Origin of the sequence: Mesorhizobium sp. Cs1299R1N1 (genome assembly GCF_037179655.1) — a bacterium.
Classification (GTDB): Bacteria; Pseudomonadota; Alphaproteobacteria; order Rhizobiales; family Rhizobiaceae; genus Mesorhizobium; species Mesorhizobium salmacidum.
Genome location: NZ_JAPYKR010000010.1, coordinates 151355 through 176676 on the forward strand (window position 1 = coordinate 151355; position 25322 = coordinate 176676).

18 protein-coding genes are annotated in these 25322 nt (G+C 63.8%); 9 read left to right on the plus strand and 9 right to left on the minus strand.

Going from position 1 to position 25322, the window contains the following annotated elements:
• Window positions 1-15: 15 nt before the first annotated feature.
• The 3 genes from O7A70_RS22410 to O7A70_RS22420 all read right to left on the minus strand — a co-directional run bounded on the left by O7A70_RS22410 (window position 16) and on the right by O7A70_RS22420 (window position 4343).
• Window positions 16-1284 (minus strand): cyclopropane-fatty-acyl-phospholipid synthase family protein, encoded by a 1269-nt coding sequence (locus O7A70_RS22410; RefSeq protein ID WP_337142391.1) that lies wholly within the window; start codon window positions 1282-1284, stop codon window positions 16-18.
• 363 nt (window positions 1285-1647) lie between these two features.
• Complete coding sequence (locus tag O7A70_RS22415) at window positions 1648-3009, minus strand: pilus assembly protein (RefSeq protein ID WP_337142392.1); 1362 nt, start codon at window positions 3007-3009, stop codon at window positions 1648-1650.
• A 464-nt stretch (window positions 3010-3473) separates the two neighbouring features.
• Window positions 3474-4343 carry a transglutaminase-like domain-containing protein gene (locus O7A70_RS22420; RefSeq protein ID WP_337142393.1) on the minus strand — a complete coding sequence of 290 codons (870 nt, stop codon included), beginning with the start codon at window positions 4341-4343 and terminating at the stop codon, window positions 3474-3476.
• Between the two features lie 173 nt (window positions 4344-4516).
• Between O7A70_RS22420 and O7A70_RS22425 the strand changes: the two genes are divergently transcribed.
• Complete coding sequence (locus O7A70_RS22425; RefSeq protein ID WP_337142394.1) at window positions 4517-5182, plus strand: HAD-IA family hydrolase; 666 nt, start codon at window positions 4517-4519, stop codon at window positions 5180-5182.
• A gap of 57 nt (window positions 5183-5239) precedes the next feature.
• Here O7A70_RS22425 and O7A70_RS22430 read toward each other — a convergent pair whose 3' ends face one another.
• A complete protein-coding gene (locus O7A70_RS22430) occupies window positions 5240-5461 on the minus strand; it encodes a DUF1674 domain-containing protein (RefSeq protein WP_337142395.1) in 222 nt (73 codons plus the stop codon).
• A 105-nt stretch (window positions 5462-5566) separates the two neighbouring features.
• Between O7A70_RS22430 and htpX the strand changes: the two genes are divergently transcribed.
• The 3 genes from htpX to O7A70_RS22445 all read left to right on the plus strand — a co-directional run bounded on the left by htpX (window position 5567) and on the right by O7A70_RS22445 (window position 9839).
• Entirely contained in the window at window positions 5567-6586 is a 1020-nt protein-coding gene (gene htpX, locus O7A70_RS22435; RefSeq protein WP_337142396.1) for a zinc metalloprotease HtpX, read from the plus strand.
• Window positions 6583-7974: an RsmB/NOP family class I SAM-dependent RNA methyltransferase gene (locus O7A70_RS22440; RefSeq protein WP_337142397.1), complete on the plus strand. Its 1392-nt coding sequence runs from the start codon at window positions 6583-6585 to the stop codon at window positions 7972-7974. Before htpX ends, O7A70_RS22440 begins: the two co-directional genes overlap by 4 nt.
• 140 nt (window positions 7975-8114) lie before the next feature.
• Window positions 8115-9839, plus strand: coding sequence for a heparinase II/III family protein (locus tag O7A70_RS22445; protein WP_337142398.1), 1725 nt, complete (start codon window positions 8115-8117; stop codon window positions 9837-9839).
• A 21-nt stretch (window positions 9840-9860) separates the two neighbouring features.
• Here the strand turns inward: O7A70_RS22445 and O7A70_RS22450 are convergent, their stop codons facing one another.
• Complete coding sequence (locus O7A70_RS22450) at window positions 9861-10169, minus strand: putative quinol monooxygenase (protein ID WP_337142399.1); 309 nt, start codon at window positions 10167-10169, stop codon at window positions 9861-9863.
• Window positions 10170-10318: 149 nt separating this feature from the next.
• On the opposite strand from O7A70_RS22450, the gene purH reads away from it, so the two are divergent.
• On the plus strand, window positions 10319-11935 hold the full coding sequence (gene purH, locus O7A70_RS22455; RefSeq protein WP_337142400.1) for a bifunctional phosphoribosylaminoimidazolecarboxamide formyltransferase/IMP cyclohydrolase: 1617 nt from the start codon (window positions 10319-10321) through the stop codon (window positions 11933-11935).
• Window positions 11936-11983: 48 nt separating this feature from the next.
• On the opposite strand, the gene O7A70_RS22460 is transcribed toward purH, so the two are convergent.
• Window positions 11984-13360: an MFS transporter gene (locus O7A70_RS22460; RefSeq protein ID WP_140750565.1), complete on the minus strand. Its 1377-nt coding sequence runs from the start codon at window positions 13358-13360 to the stop codon at window positions 11984-11986.
• Between the two features lie 85 nt (window positions 13361-13445).
• Window positions 13446-18305, minus strand: coding sequence for an NAD-glutamate dehydrogenase (locus O7A70_RS22465; protein ID WP_337142401.1), 4860 nt, complete (start codon window positions 18303-18305; stop codon window positions 13446-13448).
• A gap of 137 nt (window positions 18306-18442) precedes the next feature.
• Here O7A70_RS22465 and O7A70_RS22470 point away from each other — a divergent pair, with 137 nt between their 5' ends.
• From O7A70_RS22470 to O7A70_RS22480, 3 genes are all read left to right on the plus strand, one after another.
• Window positions 18443-19006 carry a peroxidase-related enzyme gene (locus O7A70_RS22470; RefSeq protein WP_027145154.1) on the plus strand — a complete coding sequence of 188 codons (564 nt, stop codon included), beginning with the start codon at window positions 18443-18445 and terminating at the stop codon, window positions 19004-19006.
• A gap of 140 nt (window positions 19007-19146) precedes the next feature.
• Window positions 19147-20967, plus strand: coding sequence for an aromatic amino acid ammonia-lyase (locus O7A70_RS22475; protein ID WP_337142402.1), 1821 nt, complete (start codon window positions 19147-19149; stop codon window positions 20965-20967).
• A 154-nt stretch (window positions 20968-21121) separates the two neighbouring features.
• On the plus strand, window positions 21122-21448 hold the full coding sequence (locus O7A70_RS22480) for a hypothetical protein (RefSeq protein ID WP_337142403.1): 327 nt from the start codon (window positions 21122-21124) through the stop codon (window positions 21446-21448).
• 128 nt (window positions 21449-21576) lie between these two features.
• Here O7A70_RS22480 and O7A70_RS22485 read toward each other — a convergent pair whose 3' ends face one another.
• The gene (locus O7A70_RS22485) at window positions 21577-22191 is read right to left on the minus strand and encodes a LysE family translocator (RefSeq protein WP_337142404.1); all 615 of its coding nucleotides are present in this window, start codon (window positions 22189-22191) and stop codon (window positions 21577-21579) included.
• A gap of 434 nt (window positions 22192-22625) precedes the next feature.
• On the opposite strand from O7A70_RS22485, the gene O7A70_RS22490 reads away from it, so the two are divergent.
• On the plus strand, window positions 22626-23252 hold the full coding sequence (locus tag O7A70_RS22490; protein WP_337142405.1) for a DUF1062 domain-containing protein: 627 nt from the start codon (window positions 22626-22628) through the stop codon (window positions 23250-23252).
• A 57-nt stretch (window positions 23253-23309) separates the two neighbouring features.
• On the opposite strand, the gene typA is transcribed toward O7A70_RS22490, so the two are convergent.
• Window positions 23310-25139, minus strand: coding sequence for a translational GTPase TypA (gene typA, locus O7A70_RS22495; protein ID WP_027145159.1), 1830 nt, complete (start codon window positions 25137-25139; stop codon window positions 23310-23312).
• Window positions 25140-25322: the final 183 nt, after the last annotated feature.

The window sequence follows — 25322 nt, forward strand, 5'->3', positions numbered from 1 at the left end:
CCTGCCGACCCAAGCCTACCGATAAAGATCCGCCCGCGTCGGTGGCAGGCCGCTCGGGCCTCGCGCGCGTTTGGTGGCGACGGTCTGGAATATCTGCGCCGAGGCGCGTTCGAAGATGATGGAGCAGCCGCTCAGGTAAAGCAGCCACAGCCGCGCTTTGGCTTCGCCGACCTCGGCGATCGCCTCGCCGAACCGCGCCTGCAGACGCTCGGCCCACAGCCTGCAGGTGCGGGCATAGTGCTCGCGCAAATTCTCGACATCGTAGACGAGGAAGCCGTGCGCTTCGAGATTGCCTAGCGTCATGCCGATCGTGTCGAGCTCGCCACCCGGGAAGATGTATTTGATCAGCGCCTTGTATTCCGGCCCCTTGCGCAGGGTCTTCTTGATGTCGCCCTTGCTGCGCCTTGTGATGGCGTGATGCAGATAGATGCCGCCCGGTTTCAGCAGCCGGTGGACAGCGGAAAAGTAGGCCGCATGGTTTGCCAGGCCCAGATGCTCGAACATACCGATGGACGATATCTTGTCGAAGGTGCCGGTGAGCTCTGCGTAGGACTTTATCTCGATGGTGATCTTGTCCTCCAGACCCTCGGCGCGAATGCGCTCACGGGCTAGCGAGGTCTGGGCCTGCGACAGCGAGACGCCGTGTCCGACGACACCATAATTTTTCGCGGCGTGGATCAGCATCGCGCCCCAGCCGCAGCCGATGTCGAGCAATCTTTCACCGGGTTTCAGCCGAAGCTTGCGGCAGATATGGTCGAGCTTGTCGACCTGCGCCTCGTCGATGCCGTTTGCGAAATCCTGGAAATACCCGCAGCTATAGACCATGCGCTCGTCGAGAAAGAGCCCGTAGAAGGCATTCGAGATATCATAGTGATGCTGGATCGCCTCCTTGCTGGAGCCGCTGACGAACGGGTTGCGACCGGCGAGATCAACCCGCGACGCCATCTGCTTTCTCGAAAACAGCACCGCCGGCAAGTCACGCAGAAGCGCCCGTTTCGGCAATGCCTTCAGCTTCGACCGCAACTTGCCCGTCGAAGGCAGGGCGTAGAAATCGAACAGCGATCCATCCTCGATGTCGACTGCCTTGGAAATCCACATCTCGATAAGGGTCGACAGGGACGGTCGGCGAACGATCTGCCAGACAATGTCGTGGTCGTTGATGACCAGCACGGGGCCGGTGGCGGGGCCGATCCGCTCGCCGGTCCACAGCCTGACCGCGAAGCCGGGCTTCACCGCCTCGACTACCGTTCGAACGATGCGCGCAGCTCTTTCGGTGGCGTCCATACCCTTCCCCGCTGTCGATGGCTCAATCTTGTCCGTTCGGGACCTGGATCGCAAGCCAAAGCATGCGGCGCCATCTTCCGGCAAGGACGCCTTTTTCAGCATGGCACTTGTCATTTGCTGCAACGCACCCCATCATGAGGGTGTGTTCAACAAATCGAAAGGAGGTGATCCGATGTCGAGTGATTTCGTTTTCCAGAACGTGGCCTCAGCGGATTGCACTTTCGGGAAGCAGTCTTCCCGTTAAGGCGCGAGATGCGCGGCGGGTGACGTGAACGTCACCGCCATTGAGCCGCGCCATGGACGGAAACACGGAAGGCCGCCGGCTTCGAAAGAAGCGGCGGCCTTTTCCGTTTGGGCCCGGTCCTACTTCGTCAAAGCAAGGGTTTCGATGTTGCGGGCGATTGTCTGAAACGCCGAATCCAGTTCGGCGCCATCGGCGGCCTGGTAGAAGTGCTTGACCGACCCGGTATCGGGGCTGGCACAATTCTGGAGTGTCGAAGCTGCATTCGTCTCATCGAGTTTGAAGCCGATCGTGAAGATCTCTATGCCTTTGTCGCGCATGGCGGCGCAGAGTTTTGTCGCGGCGGTGCGGGTCGTTTCCTTGCCGGCATCGTTATAGACTCCGCCAACGCTGGTCGCGTCGAAATAGGATAGGTTGAATTCTCCGTCTGTCATAAGGATCGCGTACTTACCAACTTTCTTGGGATCGAATTTGGCTGGCCGCTGAGAGGCATTGAGCACGCCGCCCCAGCTTTCCGACAGCATATACCAGGTCCATTGAACGCCGATGTGGCCGGCAGTACCCCCCGAGGCGCCAAGATTCTTGATGACATTCTTGAGCGTGGCGACGTCAGCCGTCAAAGGGACGAGTGCGGCGGCCGGGCAAGCCGCTGTGTTTGTGTTTGCAGCGAAGCTCGACAAAAGATAGTCGCGGTTGACCATGCTGGAGCCAGGACCCGCGTCCGAATATTGATCGGTCCCCTTGCGTTCGGTGGCGCAATTGTCCGGACGCGGGGATGCCGAAGCAGGTTGAGCGCTCGCATTGCCGGGCGCCTGCTTGCGCTGACTGGCATTGGCTTCCACATAGACGCTGCTGGCCGCAAGTTGGCCGGTATTGACCGAGTTGGCGTAGGGCACGATGGAGAGGCGAACGCGCGGCTTGTTCGGGTCCTGAGTGCCTAGAAAGCTGTCCACCGCATTGGCGGCCGCGGTTCTCAGGTCCTTGATTTTCTGACCGGCCATCGATCCGGTTACATCGAGCATCATCGCCACTTCGATGGTCTTGTCCGAATAGAGCGATGTTGTCGAAGCAGTGACCCGCCTCGCATCGTCCGTGCCGAAAATCGGGAAGAACAGGGCAACATCGACGTGGGCGTCCACCTGGACCGTTTTTGCAATCTTGTCGACGATCAGCCGGTCAAGAATGACTTGGCCGGCCTGCAGAATTCCGGCGGTAGCGTTGGCGTCGAGAAAGGCCTGCACGGATTTGTTTGCGTCGGCCTCCTTGATGGCGCCGGTGGTCAGGTCACGTGCCGTCGATGTCACCGCCGCGTCGACGACGCCCTGCAGGCTCGATTTGGCATTGTAGAGCTGGGTGACATTGACCGAAAAGCCCGCGACCAGCGCCAAGACCGAGGCAGCAAAGCCGAACAGGACCGCGAAATTTCCACCGCGATCTCTGGCGAACCCGCCGACCGCGTGAACAAGACCCCCGTAATTCCGCATCCAACCGCCTCCGCTTGCCTCGGCCTCGTCGCCGCGGACAGGGCAATGCAGGATTCCAGCCGGATGACGCCACCTCACGCCAGGACACCTCCGGCCAGAGATCAAACCGTTGTTTTTGCTTGCTCTCGACCTTCGCAAAGGTGAACGACTGGTAAACGAAAAACCACGATCGTCGCCGCGTTTACCAGGCGCTTACCATGCTCGAGACAGGCAATCGCCGAAGCCTTGGCGACGTCCTATTGCGGCACAGGCCTTCTGTGCCGAAGCGGACCAACTGTCCCAGGGTTGCGAGGCATGGCACAAACCTACAGCATGTCGCGGCGAATGGGATTCGCCCGACCTGCTGTAAGCTTCTGATTTTATGCATGTCGTTGTCCCGGAACCGAGGACACTTCCGGGCGACATGCATTAGCAACGCGTTGAGATTCAGGTCAGGCGGACTCGAAAATGGCTGACGCCGAGAGCTAGGCCAGCACCTGCGCGCTGACTGTCCTGTCGATACCGCGGTGGGGTGGATTGAACAGCCTGCCTTCCTGTTCGTAGGTCCATACCTTGAACAAGGTGAGCCGGTGCGGGCCGAAACTGTGCAGCAAGGGAACGTCGGTGGCGTCGCGGCCGCGCGCGATGACGACCCGACCAACCCTGGGCCGGTTGTGGCGCGGATCGAACGTGTACCACTTGCCGTCGAGGAACGCTTCCATCCAGGCCGAGAAATCCATCGGCGCCGGATCGGCCGGCACGCCGATGTCGCCGAGATAGCCGTTCACGTAGCGCGCCGGAATGTTCATGCACCGGCAAAGCGTGATCGCCAGATGGGCGAAGTCGCGGCACACTCCGACGCGTTCCTCGTGCGCCTGCGCGGCGGTGCGGGTCGAACGCGCATAGCCATAGCCGAAGGACAGGCGGTTGTGGACATAGTCGACAATCGCCTGCACCCGCGCCCAACCGGACGGAAGATGGCCGAAAAGCTGCCAGGCGAGATTGCTCAGATGATCTGTCTCGCAATAGCGGCTGCCCAGGAGATAGAAGAGCACCTCGTCGGGCAACTCGGCGACCGGCATTTCCCGGGCCAGCGTGTTGACCTCGTCCGTCTCGCCACTGTCCTCGACAACCGCGTCGTAGAGGATGCGAAAGCCGCCGGCGGGCGCGGTAAAACGGCGGCAGGCATTGCCATGCAGGTCGTGATAGAGTCTGGTCGGCACCGATGGCGAGATGAGCACACGCGTCTGCCGCTTGATGTCGGCCCGCCTGTCCTTGTGGATTTCGAGCAGAGAAATCACCGGGGTTGCCTCGGCGCATTCAATCGCGATCTCGTAGCCGAGGCGTATCAGCATGGGCGTCGTCCCCTGGTTCGCGCGATGGGAATTGTACGGTTTCAAACGTTGCAAGGTGACGGTGGTTCCCTGGACCGCGACCCAAAAGCGCACTCGCGCCTTTCCATGTCGGCACCTTGGCGTTACGGTTGCGTCCTCCCTCGACACCCTCCCCCCCGACTTCAAGGAAAATCATGTTTGCTGGCAAAAAATTCGCCGCCTTCCTCTTCGATATGGACGGCACGCTCATCAATTCCATCGCCTCGGCGGAGCGGGTCTGGGGCGACTGGGCGCTGCGCCACGGCCTCGACGTCGCGGCCTTCCTGCCGACAATTCATGGCGTGCGCGCGATCGAGACCATCACCGCCCTTGCACTCCCGGGCGTCGACCCGACACACGAAGCCGATTTACTGCTGAAGGCCGAGGCCGACGATCTCGAGGGCATCCTCCAGATCTCCGGTGCCGTGGCGTTTCTCAACGCGCTGCCGCCGGAGCGCTGGGCGATCGTAACCTCGGCGCCACGCTCGTTGGCGCTTGCACGCATGAAGGTCGCCGGCATTCCTGTCCCTGGGGTCCTCGTCGCGGCGGAGGATGTTTCCCGTGGCAAGCCGGCGCCCGACTGCTTCCAGCTCGGCGCAAGACGGCTTGGCTTCGACGCGTGTGACTGCCTGGTGTTCGAGGATGCCCCGGCTGGCATCGCGGCGGCGGAGGCGGCGGGAGCGTCGGTCATGGTGATCAACGCCACGCACCAGCATCCCCTGGCAACACAGCATGCCGCGATCGCCGGTTACGACGAAATCGACATCACCGTCGACGAACGCGGCTGGGTCGCGCTCGAGCCGCAGCGCAACGCAGCTTAGAGTGCAGCGCGGCCTGGAGTGTGCCGAGATTCGGCCTCACCTGAATATCAACATGCCTTAGAAGTCGCTGGTCAGGCCTTTCACCTCCCAGTCGCCATAGCGGCCGGGTTCCTTGCCGCCGCGGCCGCCTATTTCCCGGGGCAGTGCTGCTTCCTTGCGGCGGTAGTCTTGCCGCCTTGCCTCGGCTTCCTGCAGCGCGCGGCGGGCGGCGGGCGTCAGCTCTTTTGGCGGCTCGCCGTCATTCGTGCCGGCCGGCGTTTTACTGGTTTCATCGTTCATGCGATATCTCGAGCGGATTGAAACAGGAACAGGCGTTTCCCATCATATAGCGATGACCTCACGAGGATCGACCCTTTTTCACCACCATCCGGACAGGAGCAGACGATGAACACCATTCGCACCGCCATGCTTCTCGCCGCCATGACTGCGCTGTTCATGGGCGTCGGCTTCCTGATCGGCGGTTCGGGCGGCATGATGATCGCCCTGCTGGTCGCTGCCGGCACCAATTTGTTCAGCTACTGGAACGCCGACAAGATGGTGCTGTCGATGAACCGCGCCGTCGAGGTCGACGAGAAGAACGCGCCGGAATATTACGCCATCGTCCAGGCACTGGCCAAACAGGCCGGGCTGCCGATGCCGAAAACCTATCTGATCGACAATCCGCAGCCGAATGCCTTTGCCACCGGCCGCAATCCGCAGAACGCGGCCGTAGCCGCCTCCACCGGCCTGCTGCAGCGGCTGACCCATGAAGAGGTCGCCGCCGTGATGGCGCATGAGCTCGCCCACGTCCAGCACCGCGACACGCTGACCATGACCATCGTCGCCACCTTTGCCGGTGCCATCTCGATGCTCGGCAATTTCGCCTTTTTCCTTGGCGGCAACCGCGACAACAACCCGTTCGGCTTTGTCGGCGTGCTGGCGGCGATGATCGTCGCGCCCTTCGCGGCCATGATCGTGCAGATGGCGGTCAGCCGCACCCGCGAATATGAGGCCGACCGGCGCGGCGCCGAAATCTGTGGACACCCGCTATGGCTGGCCTCCGCGCTTGACAAGATCGCCCGCGGGGCCGAACGCATTCCCAACCCCGATGCCGAGCGCAATCCCGCGATGGCGCATCTCTTCATCATCAATCCCCTGCATGGCGAGCGCATGGACAGTCTGTTCTCCACCCATCCGAGCACCGACAACCGCATCGCCGCCCTGCACGCAATGGCGCGGCAGATGGGCGATGGCGCTCCGCGAACCGCGCAGCGCCAGGCACCGACGCCATCGCAAGCGGACGAGCCGCAATCGGCCGGACCGTGGGGCAAGCCGGCCGAACCGGAACCGTCGGCCGAACCGGCCAGCCCGAAATCCAATCCGTGGGGTCGCAACCCGACCGGGCCCAAGGGCCGGTGGTCGTGAGCGTGGCGGGCAGAGCACTTCGACGCACGGTTTCAGGCGATCAGGAACACAATGCCGGCGGCGAGTTCGTTGCCGGTCTCGCCGCGCGGAAGGCTGCGGCGCGGCTGCTGGCCGCAGTCATCGACGCCCGCACGCCGCTTGACGGCCTGACCGACCACGAGAACGGCCACCCGCAATACAGGGCACTCGATTTGCGCGACCGTGGCCTGGTGCGCGCCATACTAGTCACCGCGTTGCGCTACCGCATGACGATATCGGGACTGCTGGCGCGGCGCCTGGAAAAGCCGCTGCCGCCCAACGCGACCGCCTTGTCGCACATACTGCATGTGGCGGCAGCGCAGATCCTGTTCCTCGACATCCCCGACAGCGCCGCCGTCGACCTTGCCGTGACCCACGCCAAATCCGACCCGCGCACGCAGCGCTTTTCCGGCCTGGTCAACGGCGTGCTGCGCACGCTGGCGCGAGCCAAGGAAGTCGAGCTTCCGGCCGCGCTTGCCGCCACAGACGAAGCGCCAAAATGGTTTTCCGACCGGCTGAAGGCCGCCTATGGCACCGAGAAGGCCCGGCAGATCCTGGCTGCCCATCGCCACGAGGCGCCGGTCGATTTCTCGGTCAAGGCCGATGCCGAACTCTGGGCCGAAAAGCTCGGCGGCATTGTCCTGCCCACGGGAACGGTTCGGGTGGAGAAGCTAGCCTGCGCCGTCACGGAATTGCCGGGCTTCGCGGAGGGGGCATGGTGGGTCCAGGATGCGGCGGCCAGCCTTCCCGCCCGGCTGTTCGGCGATGTCACCGGCCTGCGCGTCGCCGACCTTTGCGCAGCGCCCGGCGGCAAGACCGCGCAGCTCATTCTCGCTGGCGCCAGGGTCACAGCGGTAGACACCTCGAAGAACCGCCTGGCGCGGCTGGCGCAGAATCTCGACCGCCTCGGCCTCTCCGCCGAAATCGTCCAGGCCGACCTGCTCAAATACGAGCCCAGCGAATTGTTCGACGCCGTGCTGCTCGACGCGCCATGTTCCTCGACGGGCACGGTGCGGCGACATCCGGACGTGCCGTGGACCAAGACGGCGGCGGACGTCGAAAGACTCGCCGACCTGCAACGCAGGCTGCTCGCTCGCGCCGTTACACTGGTCAGGCCCGGCGGCCGGATCGTCTTTTCCAATTGTTCGCTCGACCCGCTCGAAGGCGAAGAACTGCATCGTTCCTTTCTCAAGGACACGGCTGCGGTCATTGACGATCCGCTGCGGCAAGGCGAGATCGCCGGCATCGATTCGTTCCTGACGCCGCAAGGCATACTGCGCACCACGCCCGCCGATCTTGACCTCGGCGCGCCGGAGCGCTCCGGGCTGGACGGCTTCTTCGCCGCGCGCATGCGTCGAACCTCGGCCTAAGCACTGGGATTTGCAGATTTTTTTAGGAAGGAACCGGTCCAAAAGCAGGGGACCCGGCGCCGTCCTATGGAATTCGCCTTCGCATAAGTTCTTGAATCATATAAGCTTGTGCTTGGGATAGAGGACGACCAGGAGGGGTTTTGGCACTGGCTGCCAGCAACACGACGCGTCTGTGGACGCTGGTCGCGAAGGAGTTCTGGCGCAAGACGCGCCGGCGCCTGCGTGCCAGCCCGGTCTATCGCTGGCGCTATTCCGGCCGCACGCCCGAACGTGTCCTGATCGCGCCGCCGGACCTGCGCCTCGCCGACCCACAGATCGCACTCGAGATCTATTACGGCCGCTATCCCCTGTCTGGCCATCTGGTCGAGACCGGCGGCAAATCCCCTTTCCAGATCAATGTCCCCAATCACGGGTGGCAGAAGACGCTGCATGGCTTTCGCTGGCTGCGCCACATGCGTGCCGCCGGCACGGAGCTCGCCGCGGCAAACGCCCGCGCGCTCGTCTCCGACTGGATCGCCATGCATGGCAACCATATTTCAGGCATCGCCTGGGAGCCAGGCACGACGGCCAAACGCATCATCGCCTGGCTGCAGCATTCCTCCGTCGTGCTGCAGGGCGCCGAGTTCCCCTTTTACCGCGCTTTCCTGAAATCGCTGGCCATGCAGATCCGCTATCTCAGGTCGATGGCGCGCGAAATGCCCGACGGCAAGGACCGGCTGCGCGCCCGTATCGCGCTGGCCTTCGCGGCACTGTCCCTGCCGGCGCCGGCCTCCGCGCTGCGCGGCGCCACCCGCAACCTTGCCGGGGAACTCAATCGCCAGATCCTTGCCGACGGCGGCCATATCTCGCGCAATCCAATGGCGGTGCTGGAAATCCTCGCCGACCTCCTGCCGCTGCGCCAGACCTATGCCAACCAGGCCGAAGCGCCGCCGCAGGCGCTGATCGGCGCCATCGACCGCATGCTGCCGGCGCTGCGCTTCTTCCGCCATCAGGATGGCAGCCTCGCCCGCTTCAACGGCATGGGCGCCACAATCCATGACCGCATCGCCACCATCCTGCGCCATGACGACACCGCCGGCTCCCCGCTGCTGCATGCGCCGCATTCGGGCTATGAACGGCTGGCGATCGGCGGCACCACCGTGATCGCCGATACCGGCCTGCCGCCGCCGGTCGACGTGTCCAATGCAGCGCATGCCGGCTGCCTCGCCTTCGAACTGTCGTCGGGCCGCCAGCACTATATCGTCAATGCCGGCATCGACACCTACGGCGCTGCCGAGTTCCGGCCACTGGCCCGCGCCACCGCAGCGCATTCGACAGCCACCATCAACGACACGTCTTCGGCGCGTTTCACCCACGCGCTGCGGGTCAACGACCAGTTGGGTTCACCATTGATCGGCGGCCCGCAGCAAGTGCAGTGCAAGCGGATCGACCAGAAGGGTGTCCACGGCTTCATCGCCCGCCATGACGGCTATCTGCAGCGTTTCGGCTTCCTGCACGAGCGCGAGCTGAAACTCTCCTCGGACGGCAACGTGCTGGCGGGCCGGGACCGGTTCCAGCGGCCCGGCAACGCCGCGATCCGCAACAGCGGCCGCGATTTCATCACGGTGCGCTTTCACGTCCATCCGGACATCAATCTGCTGCAGGACGAACAGGAGCGGCTGGTGCTGACCGCCGATCAGGCCGACACTTGGGTGTTCACCTCGGGCGAAGTCATGCCCGAGGTGGAGGAATCGATCTATTTCGCCGGTCTGGGCGGGCCGCGCCGCAGCCGCCAGATCGTGCTCGCCTTCAAGGCGTCCGAAATTGCCGAAGTCCATTGGCAGCTGACGCGGACAAAGATCGCCGGTTATCCCGAAAACAACTGAACCGCCGCCAACCCAGTCGGCTCAAGCTTGATGCGGGATACCGAAGGCGTCATAGGTGCTGAGCGATGGCGGACCGGCGAAGGCGAAGCGGATCTTGTCGACCATCGCCGCCGCCTCGCCGCTTCGGTCATAGCGCTCGGCATCCTCTGCCGTGCTCCAAACGGTGATTGCCATGAACGTGTCGCGCGCCTGGTGCTGCTGCAGCAGCACGGCGCTGATATTGCCCTCGGCAGCGCGGATGGCGGGGATCGCCTCGGCCTCGTAGACGTCCCGCAACCGCTCCGTCGTGTCCGGCAAAGCCCTGAACTGGCCAATACGCACGAATGCCATAGGTTTTCCTCCATCGCGAGCAGATGAGCCTATACTGGATGCCCTCAATTTCATATGAAACCGTCGAATGACGCGCGACGCTTGATTTCCGGGCCTCATATGCTACGGCGCGGGCATCCATCACACCAGCCGTGAAAGGCCGCCAGCCAATGGCCGTCGCCGCCAAGAATATTCCCGTCCCGGACCTCGTCCCCGTCCGCCGCGCCTTGCTCTCCGTCTTCGACAAGACCGGGCTGATCGATTTCGTCAGGGCACTGGCCGCGGCCGGTGTCGAGCTCGTCTCCACCGGCGGCACGGCAAAAGCGATCGCCGAAGCCGGCATGGCGGTGCGCGATGTCTCCGAGCTCACCGGTTTTCCCGAGATCATGGACGGCCGCGTCAAGACGCTGCACCCGTCCGTGCACGGCGCGCTGCTTGGCGTGCGCGACGATCCCGAGCATGCATTGGCGATGCGCAAATACGGCATCGAGCCGATCGATCTTGTCGTCTCCAACCTTTATCCGTTCGAGGAAGTCCGCCGCTCCGGCGCCGACTACGCGGCGATCGTCGAGAATATCGACATTGGCGGCCCGGCGATGATCCGCGCCTCGGCCAAGAACCATGCCTATGTCGCCATTGTCACCGATCCCGGCGACTACGCCGCGGTGCTCAACGCGCTGGAGATGAACATCGGCTCGCTGTCGCTGGATTTCCGCAAGAAGCTGGCGGCCAAGGCCTTCGCCCGCACCGCCACCTATGACGCGGCGATCTCGGGCTGGTTCGCCGAGGCGCTGGAGATCGAGCATCCGACCTGGCGCGCCTTCGGCGGCAGGCTTGCCGAGGTCATGCGCTACGGCGAAAACCCGCATCAGGATGCCGGCTTCTACGTCAATGGCGACAAGCGGCCAGGCGTCGCCACGGCGCGGCAGCTGCAGGGCAAGCAGCTATCCTACAACAACATCAACGACACCGATGCCGCCTTCGAACTGGCCGGCGAGTTCGATCCGAACCGCTCGGCCGCCGTCGCCATCATCAAGCACGCCAATCCGTGCGGCGTGGCCGAAGGTACGTCGCTGAAAGCGGCCTACGCCAAGGCGCTCGCCTGCGACCCGGTCTCGGCCTTCGGCGGCATCGTCGCCTTGAACCGCACCCTTGACGCCGAGGCGGCCGAGGAAATCGTGAAAACCTTCACCGAGGTGATCATCGCCCCCGACGCCACCGACGAGGCCGCGGCAATCATAGCTGCCAAGAAGAATTTGCGCCTGCTGGTCACCAGCGGCCTGCCCGACCCGCGCACGGCAGGCACGACGGTCAAGTCGGTTTCCGGTGGCCTGCTCGTCCAGGGCCGCGACAATGCCGTGGTCGACGACCTCGAATTGAAGGTGGTGACGAAGCGCGCGCCGACGCCCAGCGAAATGGCCGATCTGAAATTCGCCTTCCGCGTCGCCAAGCACGTCAAGTCGAACGCCATCGTCTATGCCAAGGACGGTGCCACCGTCGGCATCGGCGCCGGCCAGATGAGCCGGGTCGATTCCTCACGCATCGCCGCGCGCAAGGCGGTCGACGCGGCGGAGACGGCAGGCATGGCGGAGCCTTTGACCAAGGGCTCGGTGGTCGCTTCGGACGCCTTCTTTCCCTTCGCCGACGGCCTGCTGTCGGCCATCGAAGCCGGTGCCACCGCCGTGATCCAGCCGGGCGGTTCGATGCGCGACGACGACGTCATCGCCGCCGCCGACGAACACGGCATCGCCATGGTGTTCACAGGCGTGCGGCATTTCCGGCATTGAGGAGCTTCTTCCCTTCTCCCCTTGTTGTGGGAGAAGGAAGAGGCGCTGCTATTCAACTGGCCGATCCGCCGGATACGGCGTGCGAACCAGGATCGCCATGCCGATGGCCAGGAACAGGATAATCGCCGCCATGCCGAGCCGCGCCGAGCCGCTGGTTGCGGTAATCGTCGCCACCATGAACGGCGCCAGGAAACTGGTTGCCCGCCCGGCCAGCGCATAGATGCCGAAATAGCGGCCGGATTCGGCTGCGGTCACGCTGCGCGCCATGTAGGAGCGCGACGACGCCTGCACCGGCCCGAAAGCCAGGCCGATCAGCAGGCCGTACATGATGTAGGCCTTTTCGGCCGCCGTGCCGAACAGGCCTCCCGAGTCGGCGGTCGAAAGCTGGATCAGGCCAAGCAGCGTGAAGCCCGGCCCGGTCGAGACGACGCCGATGGTGGCGATGGACAGCATGACCAGCGAAATCATCACCACCGCCTTGGAACCCAGGCCGGTGTCGAGCCGCGCTGCGATCCAGCAACCGAAGATGGCGACGACGTTGAGGATGATGCCGAACATGCCGATCTCGGTGATAGACCATTGGAACATGCCCGCCGCGAAGGTTCCGCCGAGCGCCAGCAGCGCATTGACGCCATCCTGGTAGATCATGCGGGCGACGAGGAAGCGGAAGATGCCGCCACGCTTGCGCACCTCGGCCAGTGTCGATTTCAGCTCCGACAGGCCTTCGCGTACCGCCGGCCCGATCGGGATGCCCTTGATGGCATCGGGCGTGAAGAAGAACATCGGCAGGATGAACAGGAAATACCAACCGGCCGACAGCGGCCCGGTGGCGCGGGCGTCCTCGCCCAGTTGCGGGTCAAGACCGAACAATGGGGTGATGCCGATGATCGTCTTGCCGGTTTCCGGCGAGCCGGCCAGGCAGGTGACGACGAAGATCAGTGCGATCATGCCCCCGAGATAACCGAGGCCCCAGGCCACGTTGGAGATGCGGCCGATCTCGCTCTTCGGCACCAGGCGCGGCATCATGGAATCGTTGAAGACGGTGGAAAACTCCGCCGCCACCGACGCCAGCGAGAACAGCGCCACGATCAGGAACAGGTTCGAGCCGGGCGCGGCGAACCAGAGCAAGGTGAGACTGGTGACCTTGATCGCGGCGAAGAAGGCGATCCATGGCTTGCGCGGTCCGGTCTGGTCGGCGATCGAACCGAGGATCGGCGACAGCACAGCGATGACCAGCCCGGCAGCGGCGATGCCATAGCCCCAGACGGCTTGGCCGGTGGTGGGATCGCCCGCCATGCGCGAAACGAAATAGGGGCCGAAAATGAAGGTGGTGACGACCGTGAAGAACGGCTGCGCCGCCCAGTCGAAGAACATCCACCCCCAGATGCCGCGCCCGGACGCCCGCTGGATTGTCTCTACCGCCATAGTGATTCCCCCGGCACCCGCTCCGCCCATTTCGGGCGCCATGTCTGCATGTTTCGAATGTTCATGCAAATGGACAAGCGCTGGCTCACATTCCGGTCAGATCGCTCATCAGGCCCGACGCAACCGACAGCCGCGACACGGTGATGTCGCCGCCTTCCGTCAGCGCCTGTAGCCGATCGCGGATGCGCGCCACCCGCTCGCCGCCGGCTTCGAGCCAGGCCGCCACCGGATCGGCCGCCTTGGACTGGCCGGTGAGGGCGGCGACCGCGATGCCGCGCCGTGCCGCGCCGATCGTGTCGGTGGCGCGGGACAGAGCGAGTTGATCATAATAGTCCGAAGGCGTGATCGAGCGCGCCGCATCCTCGACGCGCGGGATGCGGAAGGCATCGCTGACGGCGAAGAACGCCCTGGCGGCCGCGACGATATCGGCACCGGCGGTGCGCGCCGTCAGCGCGATGTCGGGGATGAGCTCCGCCGCCTCGCTCATCGCCAACTGCTCGGCCAGCTTCTCCGGAGCGCCCGCCTTGAACAGCCCGTGCCGCTTCTCCTCGATCCGCTCGCGGGAAAAAGCCGGCAGCAGCGATACCAGTTTGGGCTCCAGCGCCTTGCGCGCATCCTGCAGTTCGGCGATGCGCTGGCCGAGCGGTGCCGTGCCGGCATCATTCTTCAGATACCAGCCGCTGCTCATGTAGATGAGCCGGCTTACCATCTGATAGAGATCGAGCTGCACCTGGCCGTCGATCTGGTTATCGAGCGCGTCGATCTCGCGATAGAGCGCCGGTAGCGCAAAGCCATCGCGCACCACGGCGAAGGTGCGCACCACATCGGCGGCGGTGCGCCCCGTCGCTTCCTGCAGCCGGTTGACGAAGGACGGCCCGCCGCGATTGACCAGGTCGTTGGCCACGACACGGGCGATGATCTCGCGGCGCAGCCGGTGGCCGTGAATCTCGGAAGCGTATTTCTTCGCCATCCGATCCGGGAAATAGCCCATCAGGTCGCGGTCGAAATGCGCATCGTCCGGCACGTCGCTGGCGACGATGTCGGAAAACAGCACGATCTTGGCATAGGCGAGCAGAACGCCGAGCTCGGCCCGGGTCAGCGGCTCGCCGCGTGCCTCGCGCTCGGCAAGGGCCAGCGGCGACGGCAACGTCTCGACCACACGATCGAGCAGGCCGCGCGCCTCCAGCGCCGTCATGAAGCGGCTTTGATGCGCGATGTCGGCGAGACCGCGCTTGCGGGCGATCGAAAGCGCCAGCGTCTGCTGGTAGTTGTTGGACAGCACCAGGCCGCCGACCTCGTCGGTCATCTCGGCCAGCAGCTTGTTGCGCGCCGGACGTGTCAGCGATCCCTTGCGCATGGCGGACGCCAGCGCGATCTTGATGTTGACTTCGACGTCGGAGCAGTTGACGCCGCCCGAATTGTCGATGGCGTCGGAATTGCAGCGGCCGCCATTCATGCCGAACTCGATGCGTGCGCGCTGCGTCACACCCAGATTGGCGCCCTCGCCGATCACCTTGGCGCGCACGTCGAGCGCCGTGATGCGGACGGCATCGTTGGCGCGGTCGCCAACCTCGGCATTGGTTTCGGTCGACGCCCTGAGATACGTGCCGATGCCGCCGAACCACAACAGGTCGACCGGCGCCTTGAGGATGGCGGTCATGATCTCGACCGGCGTGGCGGTCGTCTTGGCGAGGCCGATCGCGACCGCCGCGGCCGCCGGCATGGTGATCGACTTCTGGTTGCGCGAGACGATGACGCCGCCTTCCGACAGCTTGGTCTTGTCATAGTCCTGCCAGCTCGAACGCGGCAACGCGAACATGCGCTCGCGCTCGGCCATCGAGGCCGCCATGTCAGGATCCGGATCGATGAAGATGTCGCGATGGTCGAAGGCGGCGATCAGCCGCGTTTTCGGCGACAACAGCATGCCGTTGCCGAACACGTCGCCCGACATGTCACCGACACCGACAACAGAGAACGGCGAGGTTTGGACATCGCGGTTCATCTCGCGGAAATGCCGCTTGACCGCTTCCCAGGCGCCCTTGGCGGTGATGCCCATCTTCTTGTGGTCGTAGCCGGCCGAACCGCCGCTGGCGAAGGCATCGTCGAGCCAGAAGCCGTGCTTCTCGGAGATGGCGTTGGCGGTGTCGGAGAAGGTCGCCGTACCCTTGTCGGCGGCGACGACGAAATAGGGATCGTCCTGGTCGCGGCGCACCACGCCGGCCGGCGGAATGACGCCGTCCAGGCCGATATTGTCGGTGATCGACAGCAGGCTGGAGACAAAGTTCTTGTAAGCCGAGGTGCCGGCCTCGAAAATGGCGTCGCGGCCGGCGCTCATCGGCAGCTTCTTGGGATAGAAGCCGCCCTTGGCGCCGACAGGCACGATGACGGCATTCTTGACCTGTTGCGCCTTGACCAGGCCGAGCACTTCGGTGCGGTAGTCCTGGGCGCGGTCCGACCAGCGCAGGCCGCCACGCGCCACCGGGCCGAAGCGCAGATGCAGGCCTTCGACCTCGGAGCCGTAGACGAAGATTTCCCGCCATGGCCGCGGCGCCGGCAATCCCTCGACCGCCTGCGATTCGAGCTTGATCGCCAGCGACTGGCCTTTCTCTTTCGTATCGGCAACGAAATGATTGGTGCGCAGCGAGGCTTCGATCAGATTTAAATAGCGGCGGATGATGGTGTCGTCGTCGATGTTGGGCACATCTTCCAGCGCATCCTTGATTTTGGCCTTGAGGTGCTTGGCCGCCACCACGCCTTCCGTTTCCGCCGTCGGGCCGAGCCGCGCGATGAACAGGTCATGCAGGCCGCGCGCGATCTCGGGATAGCGGTTGAGCGCCGCGGCAATGAAATCCTGGCTCTGCGGAATGCCGACCTGCTGCAAATAGCGGCCATAGGCGCGCAGGATCGTGATCTCGCCCGACCACAGGCCGGCGGTCTGGGCAAGGCCATTATAGCCATCATTATCGACATCGCCGCGCCATACCGACAGGAAAGCGTCCTCGAACAGCGCGCCGCCGTCGGCGAGGTCGATCGGCTTGCCGTAGCTGTTCTCCAGCTCCATGTCGTGGATGAAGACCATCCCAGGCTGATCACTATTGATCATGCCAGGCTGATCGCCACGGATCATCCCAGGCTGATCATTCTTGATCATGCCAGAGGCTTCGTCGCCGACTTCGAAGGTCCGCTCGCTGATGACACGGAAGCCGATGTTCTCCAGCACCGGAACGCGCCGCGACAACGCCACCGGGCTGCCATGGTGATAGATCTTCAGCGCCGCCTGGTGCGGCTTCTGCTCGGCATGGCGGTAGTAGTCGATGGCGATCGGATTGCCGGCGCTGATCTTGGCGATACGTCCGGCATCGGCCAGCGCCACCGCCGCGCTGAACGTATCCCGGTAGCTCTCCGGCAGCCGCGCGGCGATCGCTTTCAACGCCGGGTCGCTGCCGCTGGCTTCGGCCGCATCGGCAAGCGCATCTTCCCAGGTGCGCACGATGTCGCGGATCGCCGCCTCGATCGTCGCCTGCTCGACCTTCGGCGTCTTGCCGCCGGAGCGGCCGATGATGAAGTGCACGCGCGCCAGCCCGCCTTCGGGGAAGGCCGGGTAGTAGGCCGACAGCCGCCCCTCGAACACGGTTTTCAGATAGGCGCCGATCTTCTCGCGCACGACGCTGTCGTAGCGGTCGCGCGGCACGAAGACGAGGATCGAGACGAAGCGGTCGAACTGGTCGGCGCGCACCAGCGCTCGCACGCGCGGCCGTTCGACCAGGCCGAGAATGGCAGCGGCATGCTTGCGCAGGATCGGCACCGGCACCTGGAACAGCTCGTCGCGCGGGTAGCTTTCCAGCACGTTGATCAGCGCCTTGCCGGAGTGGTCATGGCGGTCGAACCCGGACTTGGCGATGATGGTTTCGGCCTTCGACCTGAGATACGGGATCTTCATCACCGACCGCGTATAGGCGGTCGAGGTGAACAGGCCGACGATGCGCAGTTCGCCCGCCAACGCGCCCTTGGCGGTGTAGGTCTTGACGCCGATGTAGTCGAGATAGATGCGCCGATGCACCAGCGACTTGGCATTGGCCTTGGTGACGATCAGCGGCTCCGGTCCGTGCAGGAAAGCACGGATTTCCGGCGTCGTCGTCACCGCCTCGGTCCCGCGCCTCAGCACCAGCACGTCCGGGTCGGTCAGGATGCCGAGGCCGGGCTTTTCGGCGCGTTCCAGATTGCCGCTTTCCTCGCCGCCGGTGTATTTGAATTCACGCATGCCGAGGAAGGTGAAGTTGTCGTCGCGCAGCCACTCCAGGAAGGCGATGGCCTCGGCGACGCTCTTCTTGTCGAGCGGCACCGCCGAATAGCGGAATTCGGAGATTGCCTGATCGAGCCGGGCCAGCATCGGCCGCCAGTCGTTGACCGCGGCGTGGACCTGTCCAAGCATCTTGCGCAGCCGCTCGGTCAAGCCATTTGCCTGTTCCGGCGTCAGCCGGGGAATGTGGACATGGATCACGCTCAGCCGGTCATGGTTTCCGTCATCCCTGGCGAAATTGCCGTCGCCGAGGATTTCGTCCACACCCGTCTTGCCATGGCGAACCGTGATCACCGGATGGGTGACCAGGGTCGGTTCACCTGATGTCTCTGTGACCTCGCCGAGGATGGAATCGAACAGGAACGGCATGTTGTCGTTGACGACCGTGATGACGGTCACCGGGCGGCCTTCGCGAACGACGCCCGAATCGGCTTCGACGGCGACGACGCACTCACCCTTTTTGTGAACGGCGACCGCCTGGCCGGCGAGATCGGCGGCACGTTCGAGGTCCGTCACGTCATAGGCGGCGATATCCTCCGCCGGCGCGCGGGCGAGCAGGTAATCGGCGAGCCTGGCTGGTCTGTCCTCGATCTTCGCCGCAGGTGCCTTCTTCTTCGACTTGGCTGCGGACTTCACACTGGCCATGACGCTTCTTCCCTCCCGTCGCATGCTTTTGCGACTATGGTAGCAGATGACCGCTGTTTGGCGACAAAGGTTTGACGGCTTGCCAAGAATTGTCGGAATTCGGCGGCGAGGCATCGCCTGACGAGGAGAAATGATCCATGACCGGCAAAATCACCGCGCTTGACCTGGCCTCGGGAGAGCCGAGCGAGCCGACAAAAGCCTATTTCGCCAAATGCGAGGAAAAGCTCGGCCTCGTCCCCAACGTGCTCAGGGCCTATGCCTTCGACGACAAGAAGCTGCGCGCCTTCACCGACATGTATAACGACCTGATGCTGGGCGAATCCGGCCTGTCGAAGCTGGAACGCGAGATGATCGCTGTCGCCGTCTCCTCCATCAACCACTGCTACTATTGCCTGACCGCGCATGGTGCGGCGGTGCGCCAGCTCTCGGGCGATCCCTTGCTCGGCGAAATGATGGTGATGAATTTCCGCGCCGCCGACCTTTCCCCGAAGCAAACGGCGATGCTCGAATTCGCTGTCAAGCTGACGCAAGAGCCGGCCAGGATCGTCGAGGCCGACCGCGCGGCGCTACGCCAGGCGGGCTTCAGTGATCGCGACATCTGGGACATCGCCTCGACCGCGGCCTTTTTCAACATGTCGAATCGTGTCGCGGCCGCGATCGACATGCGGCCGAACGACGAATACCACGCCATGGCGCGATAGGACCACGCGCGCTCCACCATCGGTCCTGGTTCTCATCAAGCGTTGACAGGCAGACACTGCCGGCTAGGTTTCCGGGAAACAAAATTTCCGAGGGGTGAAACTTCGTGCCCGAGGCTAACGCTTCGAGAATGGGAGCCCTTATGCTTGACCGAATTGCCAAACCCAGGATTGTTCTCTGCGCCCTGACCATGACGCTGGCGCTCGCATCCCCACCCGCCCACGCATTTGAGGCGGCGACAGCCTACCAGCCCATTTTCGAGACGGCGGCGGCCAAGACAGTAACGTTGACCGGCCACGACCTGACCATCGACCAGGTCATCGACATCGCCCGCAACGGTGCCAAGGTCGAACTCAGCCCGGAAGCGCTGCAGCGCTCGGCGGATGCCTACGGCCTGCTGCTCGAGGGTGCCGCCGAAGGTATCACGATCTACTGGTTCAACCGTGGCGCCGGCGACCAGCGCGAGACGGTGATCTTCTCCGGCGACCCGACGACGCCGGAAAACAGCAAGCTCCTCAAGGATCAGCAGCTCGCCCGCTTCAAGGGCGGGGTCAACAGAGGCTACGGGCCGGAGCTGCAGGAGGAGGCGCTCGTGCGCGCGATCATGGCGATCCGCGCCAACACCATGTCCTACGAAGCCGCCAGCCCGCAGCTGACGCATATGCTCCTCGACATGCTGAACAAGCGGGTGACGCCGGTCGTGCAATCGCGCGGCACGCTCGGCGAAGGTGACCTCGCGACACTCGGCAATATCGGCGCGGCCATGGTCGGCGAAGGCGAGGCCTACCTCAACGGCGTTCGCATGCCGGCCGCGCAGGCCCTTTCGCAGGCCGGCCTGAAGCCGCTCGAACCGTTTGCCGCCGACCAGGCCGCGCTGATCAGCAGCAATGCCTACGCGCAAGCACAGGCGGTGCTTTTGCTGGAGGACGCGCGAAAACTGCTGGAATGGACCGACCTCAGTTACGCCATGGGGCTGAACGGCATGAATTCCAGCGTGACGCCGATATCGGTGCCGGTGCAATCCATGCGGCCCTACCCGTGGCTGACATGGGATGCGGCGAGGATCATGGACATGATCAAGGGCAGCTATCTCTTCGATGAGGATGCGGCCCGCATCATCCAGGATCCGGAAAGCATGCGCGCCTCCAGCCAGCGCCAGGGCTCGGCCTGGCAGGCCTGGGCGGATCTGCGCCAATCCGTGCTGCTCTCCATCAATTCGTCGGATCACAATCCGGCCGTGCTGCCGGGCCTGACGCCGCAGAGCTCGCCCGAGTTGAGCACGCCGCAATTCATGAAATATTACATCAAGGGCGGACCGCTGAGTAACGGCAAGTCCGGCTATATCTTCTCCAACGCCAACTGGGATCCTTATCCCATGGCCAATCAGGTCGAGGCTTTCACCATCTCTCTCACCAATCTTGGCGTCGCGGTGGCGCAGCGCATCGAGCGCTTCCGCAATCCCTTCTTCACCGTGGTCAAGCCGGCCGATGTGCTGAAGCCCGAAGAGCGTAACGATATCCCGACCTTCGACGGCTATCTGCCGACCGATCTTTGGCAGGAACTGGCCGACCTCGGCACGCCGGTGACGCCGAATGGCCAGGCCATCGTCGCCACCGTCGAGGACCTCGAAGCGCAGACCCGCATCAAGACGCAACGTGCCCGCGAGGCGGTCGACGTATCCTTCCATCTGCTGGCGCAGGATCTGTTGACGGCAAGCTATTGGATGGAAATCCGCAAGGCGCAGAACCCGCAGCGGAAATTCGGCGAGGCGCCAACCGCGGCACTCGAGGCGCTGCGCCAGGTGATCCCCTGGCATCAGGCGGCATCGGAACGGCAAAAGCGGCCGCTCGGCATGGTCGCCTATGATTTCATGCAGGAGAACCCCGCCTCGAAATTCTATCCCGGCGGACCGCAGGCGCCGAAGAGTGCCGCATTTCCGACGGCCGGCGTTCTGCCCAAGTGAACGCCGCCGCAAGGCGGGTATCCTATGGCGATCACCTCGCGGAGAGGAATATTAGCGCTGGCGAATTTTCATTGCCTGCCGGTCATTTTGGTCCAATGATCGGCAGGCGGCATGACCGCATGTCGGTTCGATGCCGCTGATCAGGGAGGAGAGCATGGCAAAGTTTCTCTACATCTATCATGGCTCGGGCAAGATGCCGGCGAACGAAGCGGACCGCAAAGCGATGACCGACGCCTGGACAGGCTGGTTCGGAAAACTCGGCTCGGCCGTGGTCGAGCGCGCCAATCCTGTCGGCATGTCGAAGACGGTGCTGCCCGGCGGCAAGGTCGAGAACAATGGCGGCAGCAACCCGACCGGCGGCTATTCGATCATCGAGGCGAAGGACATCGATGACGCTGCCAGCAAGGCCAGGGAGTGTCCGATCCTGATGGAGCCGAACTGCAACGTCGAGATCGCGCCGATCATCAATATGATGGGCTGACGCCTGAGCAATTCCAGGAAAGGTGTGAAGCGGTTTTCCCCGGAAAAGCGCGTAGCGCTTTCCCTAGGGAATTGCGTTAAAACAAAGAGCTAGAGCGGTTCGACGTTTCCATGGAACAGCGAACTGCCCTAGGACCGCGCCGCGATGGCCGCCGCGGCACCGGCCATTGTCGTGGCGCTGACGCGGTTGGCGATCTTCATGGCGCGCTTGCTCCTGAGCAGCTTACGCGCCTGCGAGGCGGCAAGCACCCAGGCGAGATCGATGGCGATCAGCACCACCGCCATGGTCGCCGTCAGTTCGACCCAGCCGACGAGGCTGACCGAAGCGAGGTCTATGATGGTCGGCAACAGCGCCAGATAGAACATCATGATCTTGGGATTGCCGAGCGTGACGGCCATGCCGGCGAAGAACAGCTTGCCGGCCGAATCCTCGCGCGGCATCTCGCCTTCCTTGGCGTCGATGGGCGCCGTCCACATCTTCCAGGCGAGGTAGGCGAGATAGGCGACGCCAACCCATTTCACCATGACGAAAGCGAGATGGAAGGTCTGCGCCACCACCGCCAGCCCGAACACAGCCAGCGACAGCCAGATGCCTTCGCCGATCCACATGGCAAGCAGGAACGGAAACACATCGCGAAACCCTTTCGAGATGACGCGCGCGACGAGCGCCGCGATCGACGGACCGGGCGAACCGGCGGCCACGAACAAGGCGGCGGCGAAGATCAGCAGTGAGGCGAGGTGCATGGCGAGGGTCTCTGCGTCGGGGCTCGATCAGCCACAATAACCCGACAGCTGCGGCTCTGGCAAAGGCAAGACAATATGGGCCATGGGCGCTGACCTGCCGCGTGCTTGCGGAGCCCCTTGCAGACCCGGCGTCACGCCGCTAGAAGGGCCGCCGCGAAACAATTTCGAGCCTCACTTTGCCCCAGTAACCGCCGGTCTCGTCAAACTCCCCCGACACACCTGCATGGCGCCGCATCAGCAGCGCCTGTTTCGTTTTCATGTGTTCTTCTGGGCGGCGGTTCGAGACCGGTTTGGCACTGCTGAACCGCTGTCGCGCGCTTTTTGCTAGCGACACCTGTATTCACATTCTCCGCAGCCACCCGCCACGCCGCGCCCGCATGGGCATCTCGACATCGCCGACCGGATGAGCTTCCCGACGGGAAGGACTTACCGGCATGTCTTCGGCCCTGCGCATCCACTGGACGATCGCGCCTGAAATCGCACCACGCCCCCTGATCAACTGCAATCGCTGCGGCTGCGTGAAAGCCTATCGCTGCGGCGGGAAATTCCGCGTCAACGCCAACGGCAAGCGCATCGACGTGTGGCTGATCTATCGTTGCGTCGATTGCGACAATTCCTGGAATTTCGGCATTTTCGAGCGCTGCAACCGCCGCGATATCGCGCCGGCGCTGCTGGCGGCGCTCGAAAGCAATGATCCGGTGCTGGTCCGGAGCCATGCCTTCGACATCGTTGCCCTGCGCAACCAAGTGGGACGCGTCGAGGAGTTCCCTGACGCCGCCGTGCGCAAGCAGGTGATCGGCGAGATGAAGGAAGACGCGACGGCGCTGGAACTCCAGCTCGGTCTGGAAATGCCGGTATCGCTGAGGCTCGACCGGCTGCTTGCCAACGAACTCGGCATCTCGCGGTCGCGGCTTCAGGCGCTGGACGAACGGAGGTTGCTGACCGTCGAGCCGGATGGAGCAAAGGCCCTGCGCAAACCGGCCCGAGAGGGAGCGACAATCCGCATCGATCTCGCCGGCGAGCCTGACCGGCGGATCATCATCTCGGCTGCCGGCGGATGAACGAAAGAGGGCGGAGCACAGGTGCTCCGCCCTCTCAACTCTCGAAAAAGGAAACCCCTACGCCGCGCCGACCGCCTTGGACGACTTCTCGAAACGCTTGCGCTCGTTGGGATCGAGATAGAGCTTGCGCAGGCGAATGGTCTTCGGCGTCACCTCGACCAGCTCGTCATCCTGGATCCAGGCCAGCGCGCGCTCCAGCGTCATGCGGATCGGCGGGGTGAGCTTGACCGCTTCATCCTTGCCGGCGGCGCGGATGTTGGTCAGTTTCTTGCCCTTCAGCACGTTCACTTCGAGATCGTTGTCCCGGCTGTGGATGCCGATGATCATGCCCTGATAGACCTTGACGCCCGGATCGATGACCATCGGGCCACGGTCTTCCAGGTTCCACATGGCGTAGGCGACCGACTCACCCTGCTCGTTGGAGATCAGCACGCCGTTGGTGCGGCCGGGCAATTCGCCCTTGTAGGGCTCGTAGGCATGGAACAGCCGGTTCATCACGGCGGTGCCGCGCGTATCGGTCAAAAGTTCCGACTGGTAACCGATCAGGCCGCGCGTCGGCGCGTGGAAGACGATACGCTGGCGGTTGCCGCCCGAGGGACGCAACTCGACCATTTCGGCCTTGCGCTCCGACATCTTCTGCACGACGACGCCGGCATGCTCCTCGTCGACGTCGATCACGACTTCCTCGACCGGCTCCAGCAATTCGCCGTTCTCGCCCTTCTGCATAACGACGCGCGGACGCGAGACGGCGATCTCGAACCCTTCGCGGCGCATGGTCTCGATCAGCACGGCGAGCTGCAATTCGCCACGTCCGGAGACGAAGAACGAATCCTTGTCGGGCGATTCCTCGATCTTGAGCGCGACATTGCCTTCGGCTTCCCGAAGCAACCGGTCGCGAATGACGCGGCTGGTCACCTTGTCGCCTTCGGTGCCGGCCAGCGGGCTGTCGTTGACGAGGAAGGACATGGTCACGGTCGGCGGGTCGATCGGCTGTGCATGCAGCGCCTCGGTCACCGCCAGGTCGCAGAACGTGTCGGCGACGGTCCCCTTGGACAGGCCGGCAATGGCGACGATGTCACCCGCCTGCGCTTCTTCGATCGGCTGGCGCTCGAGGCCTCGGAAAGCGAGGATCTTGGAGATGCGGCCGGTTTCGATCTGGGTGCCGTCATTGTGCAGCACCTTGACCGCCTGGTTGGACTTCAGCGTGCCGCTCTCGATGCGGCCGGTGATGATACGGCCGAGGAAGGGGTTGGCTTCCAGGATGGTGCCGATCATGCGGAACGGACCGGGATGGACGGTCGGCGCCGGCACATGCTTGATGACGAGGTCGAACAACGGCGCGAGCTGCTGGTCCTTGGGCCCTTCCGGGTTTTCCGACACCCAGCCGTCGCGGCCCGAACCATAGAGGATCGGGAAGTCGAGCTGCTCGTCGGTGGCGTCGAGCGCGGCGAACAGGTCGAACACCTCGTTGACCACCTCGACATGGCGCGCGTCGGGACGGTCGATCTTGTTGATGACGACGATCGGCTTCAAGCCGACCTTGAGCGCCTTGCCGACGACGAACTTGGTCTGCGGCATCGGCCCTTCGGCGGCGTCGACCAGCACGATGGCCGAATCCACCATCGACAGGATGCGCTCGACCTCACCGCCGAAATCGGCGTGGCCGGGGGTATCGACGATGTTGATGCGGGTGTCCTTCCAGTCGACCGAGGTCGCCTTGGCCAGGATGGTGATGCCGCGTTCCTTTTCGAGATCGTTGGAATCCATGGCGCGCTCGGCGACGCGCTGATTGTCGCGGAAGGAACCGGACTGTTTCAAAAGCTGGTCGACCAGGGTGGTCTTTCCATGGTCGACGTGCGCGATGATCGCGATATTACGGAGGTTCATGATTCTGGTCTCGGAAGCGTTGCAGGCAGCAGGCCAAAGGCGCTGCCTCTTTCGGTTGCGCGGCTCATACAGGGTTTTTCGCAGTTGCGAAAGGGGACGCGCGCCACCAAATACTCATCAAATCTTAAGCATCTGCGTGTGAAATGATTTTGTTAACCAAGGCGGGAACCTTTTCAGGCCCCG

Excerpts from the sequence above, each read along its gene's own strand:
- O7A70_RS22410 (WP_337142391.1), bottom strand. The coding sequence starts at position 1,284 with ATGGACGCCACCGAAAGAGCTGCGCGCATCGTTCGAACGGTAGTCGAG.
- O7A70_RS22415 (WP_337142392.1), bottom strand. The coding sequence starts at position 3,009 with ATGCGGAATTACGGGGGTCTTGTTCACGCGGTCGGCGGGTTCGCCAGA.
- O7A70_RS22420 (WP_337142393.1), bottom strand. The coding sequence starts at position 4,343 with ATGCTGATACGCCTCGGCTACGAGATCGCGATTGAATGCGCCGAGGCA.
- O7A70_RS22425 (WP_337142394.1), top strand. The coding sequence starts at position 4,517 with ATGTTTGCTGGCAAAAAATTCGCCGCCTTCCTCTTCGATATGGACGGC.
- O7A70_RS22430 (WP_337142395.1), bottom strand. The coding sequence starts at position 5,461 with ATGAACGATGAAACCAGTAAAACGCCGGCCGGCACGAATGACGGCGAG.
- htpX (WP_337142396.1), top strand. The coding sequence starts at position 5,567 with ATGAACACCATTCGCACCGCCATGCTTCTCGCCGCCATGACTGCGCTG.
- O7A70_RS22450 (WP_337142399.1), bottom strand. The coding sequence starts at position 10,169 with ATGGCATTCGTGCGTATTGGCCAGTTCAGGGCTTTGCCGGACACGACG.
- purH (WP_337142400.1), top strand. The coding sequence starts at position 10,319 with ATGGCCGTCGCCGCCAAGAATATTCCCGTCCCGGACCTCGTCCCCGTC.
- O7A70_RS22460 (WP_140750565.1), bottom strand. The coding sequence starts at position 13,360 with ATGGCGGTAGAGACAATCCAGCGGGCGTCCGGGCGCGGCATCTGGGGG.
- O7A70_RS22465 (WP_337142401.1), bottom strand. The coding sequence starts at position 18,305 with ATGGCCAGTGTGAAGTCCGCAGCCAAGTCGAAGAAGAAGGCACCTGCG.
- O7A70_RS22470 (WP_027145154.1), top strand. The coding sequence starts at position 18,443 with ATGACCGGCAAAATCACCGCGCTTGACCTGGCCTCGGGAGAGCCGAGC.
- O7A70_RS22475 (WP_337142402.1), top strand. The coding sequence starts at position 19,147 with ATGCTTGACCGAATTGCCAAACCCAGGATTGTTCTCTGCGCCCTGACC.
- O7A70_RS22480 (WP_337142403.1), top strand. The coding sequence starts at position 21,122 with ATGGCAAAGTTTCTCTACATCTATCATGGCTCGGGCAAGATGCCGGCG.
- O7A70_RS22485 (WP_337142404.1), bottom strand. The coding sequence starts at position 22,191 with ATGCACCTCGCCTCACTGCTGATCTTCGCCGCCGCCTTGTTCGTGGCC.
- O7A70_RS22490 (WP_337142405.1), top strand. The coding sequence starts at position 22,626 with ATGTCTTCGGCCCTGCGCATCCACTGGACGATCGCGCCTGAAATCGCA.
- typA (WP_027145159.1), bottom strand. The coding sequence starts at position 25,139 with ATGAACCTCCGTAATATCGCGATCATCGCGCACGTCGACCATGGAAAG.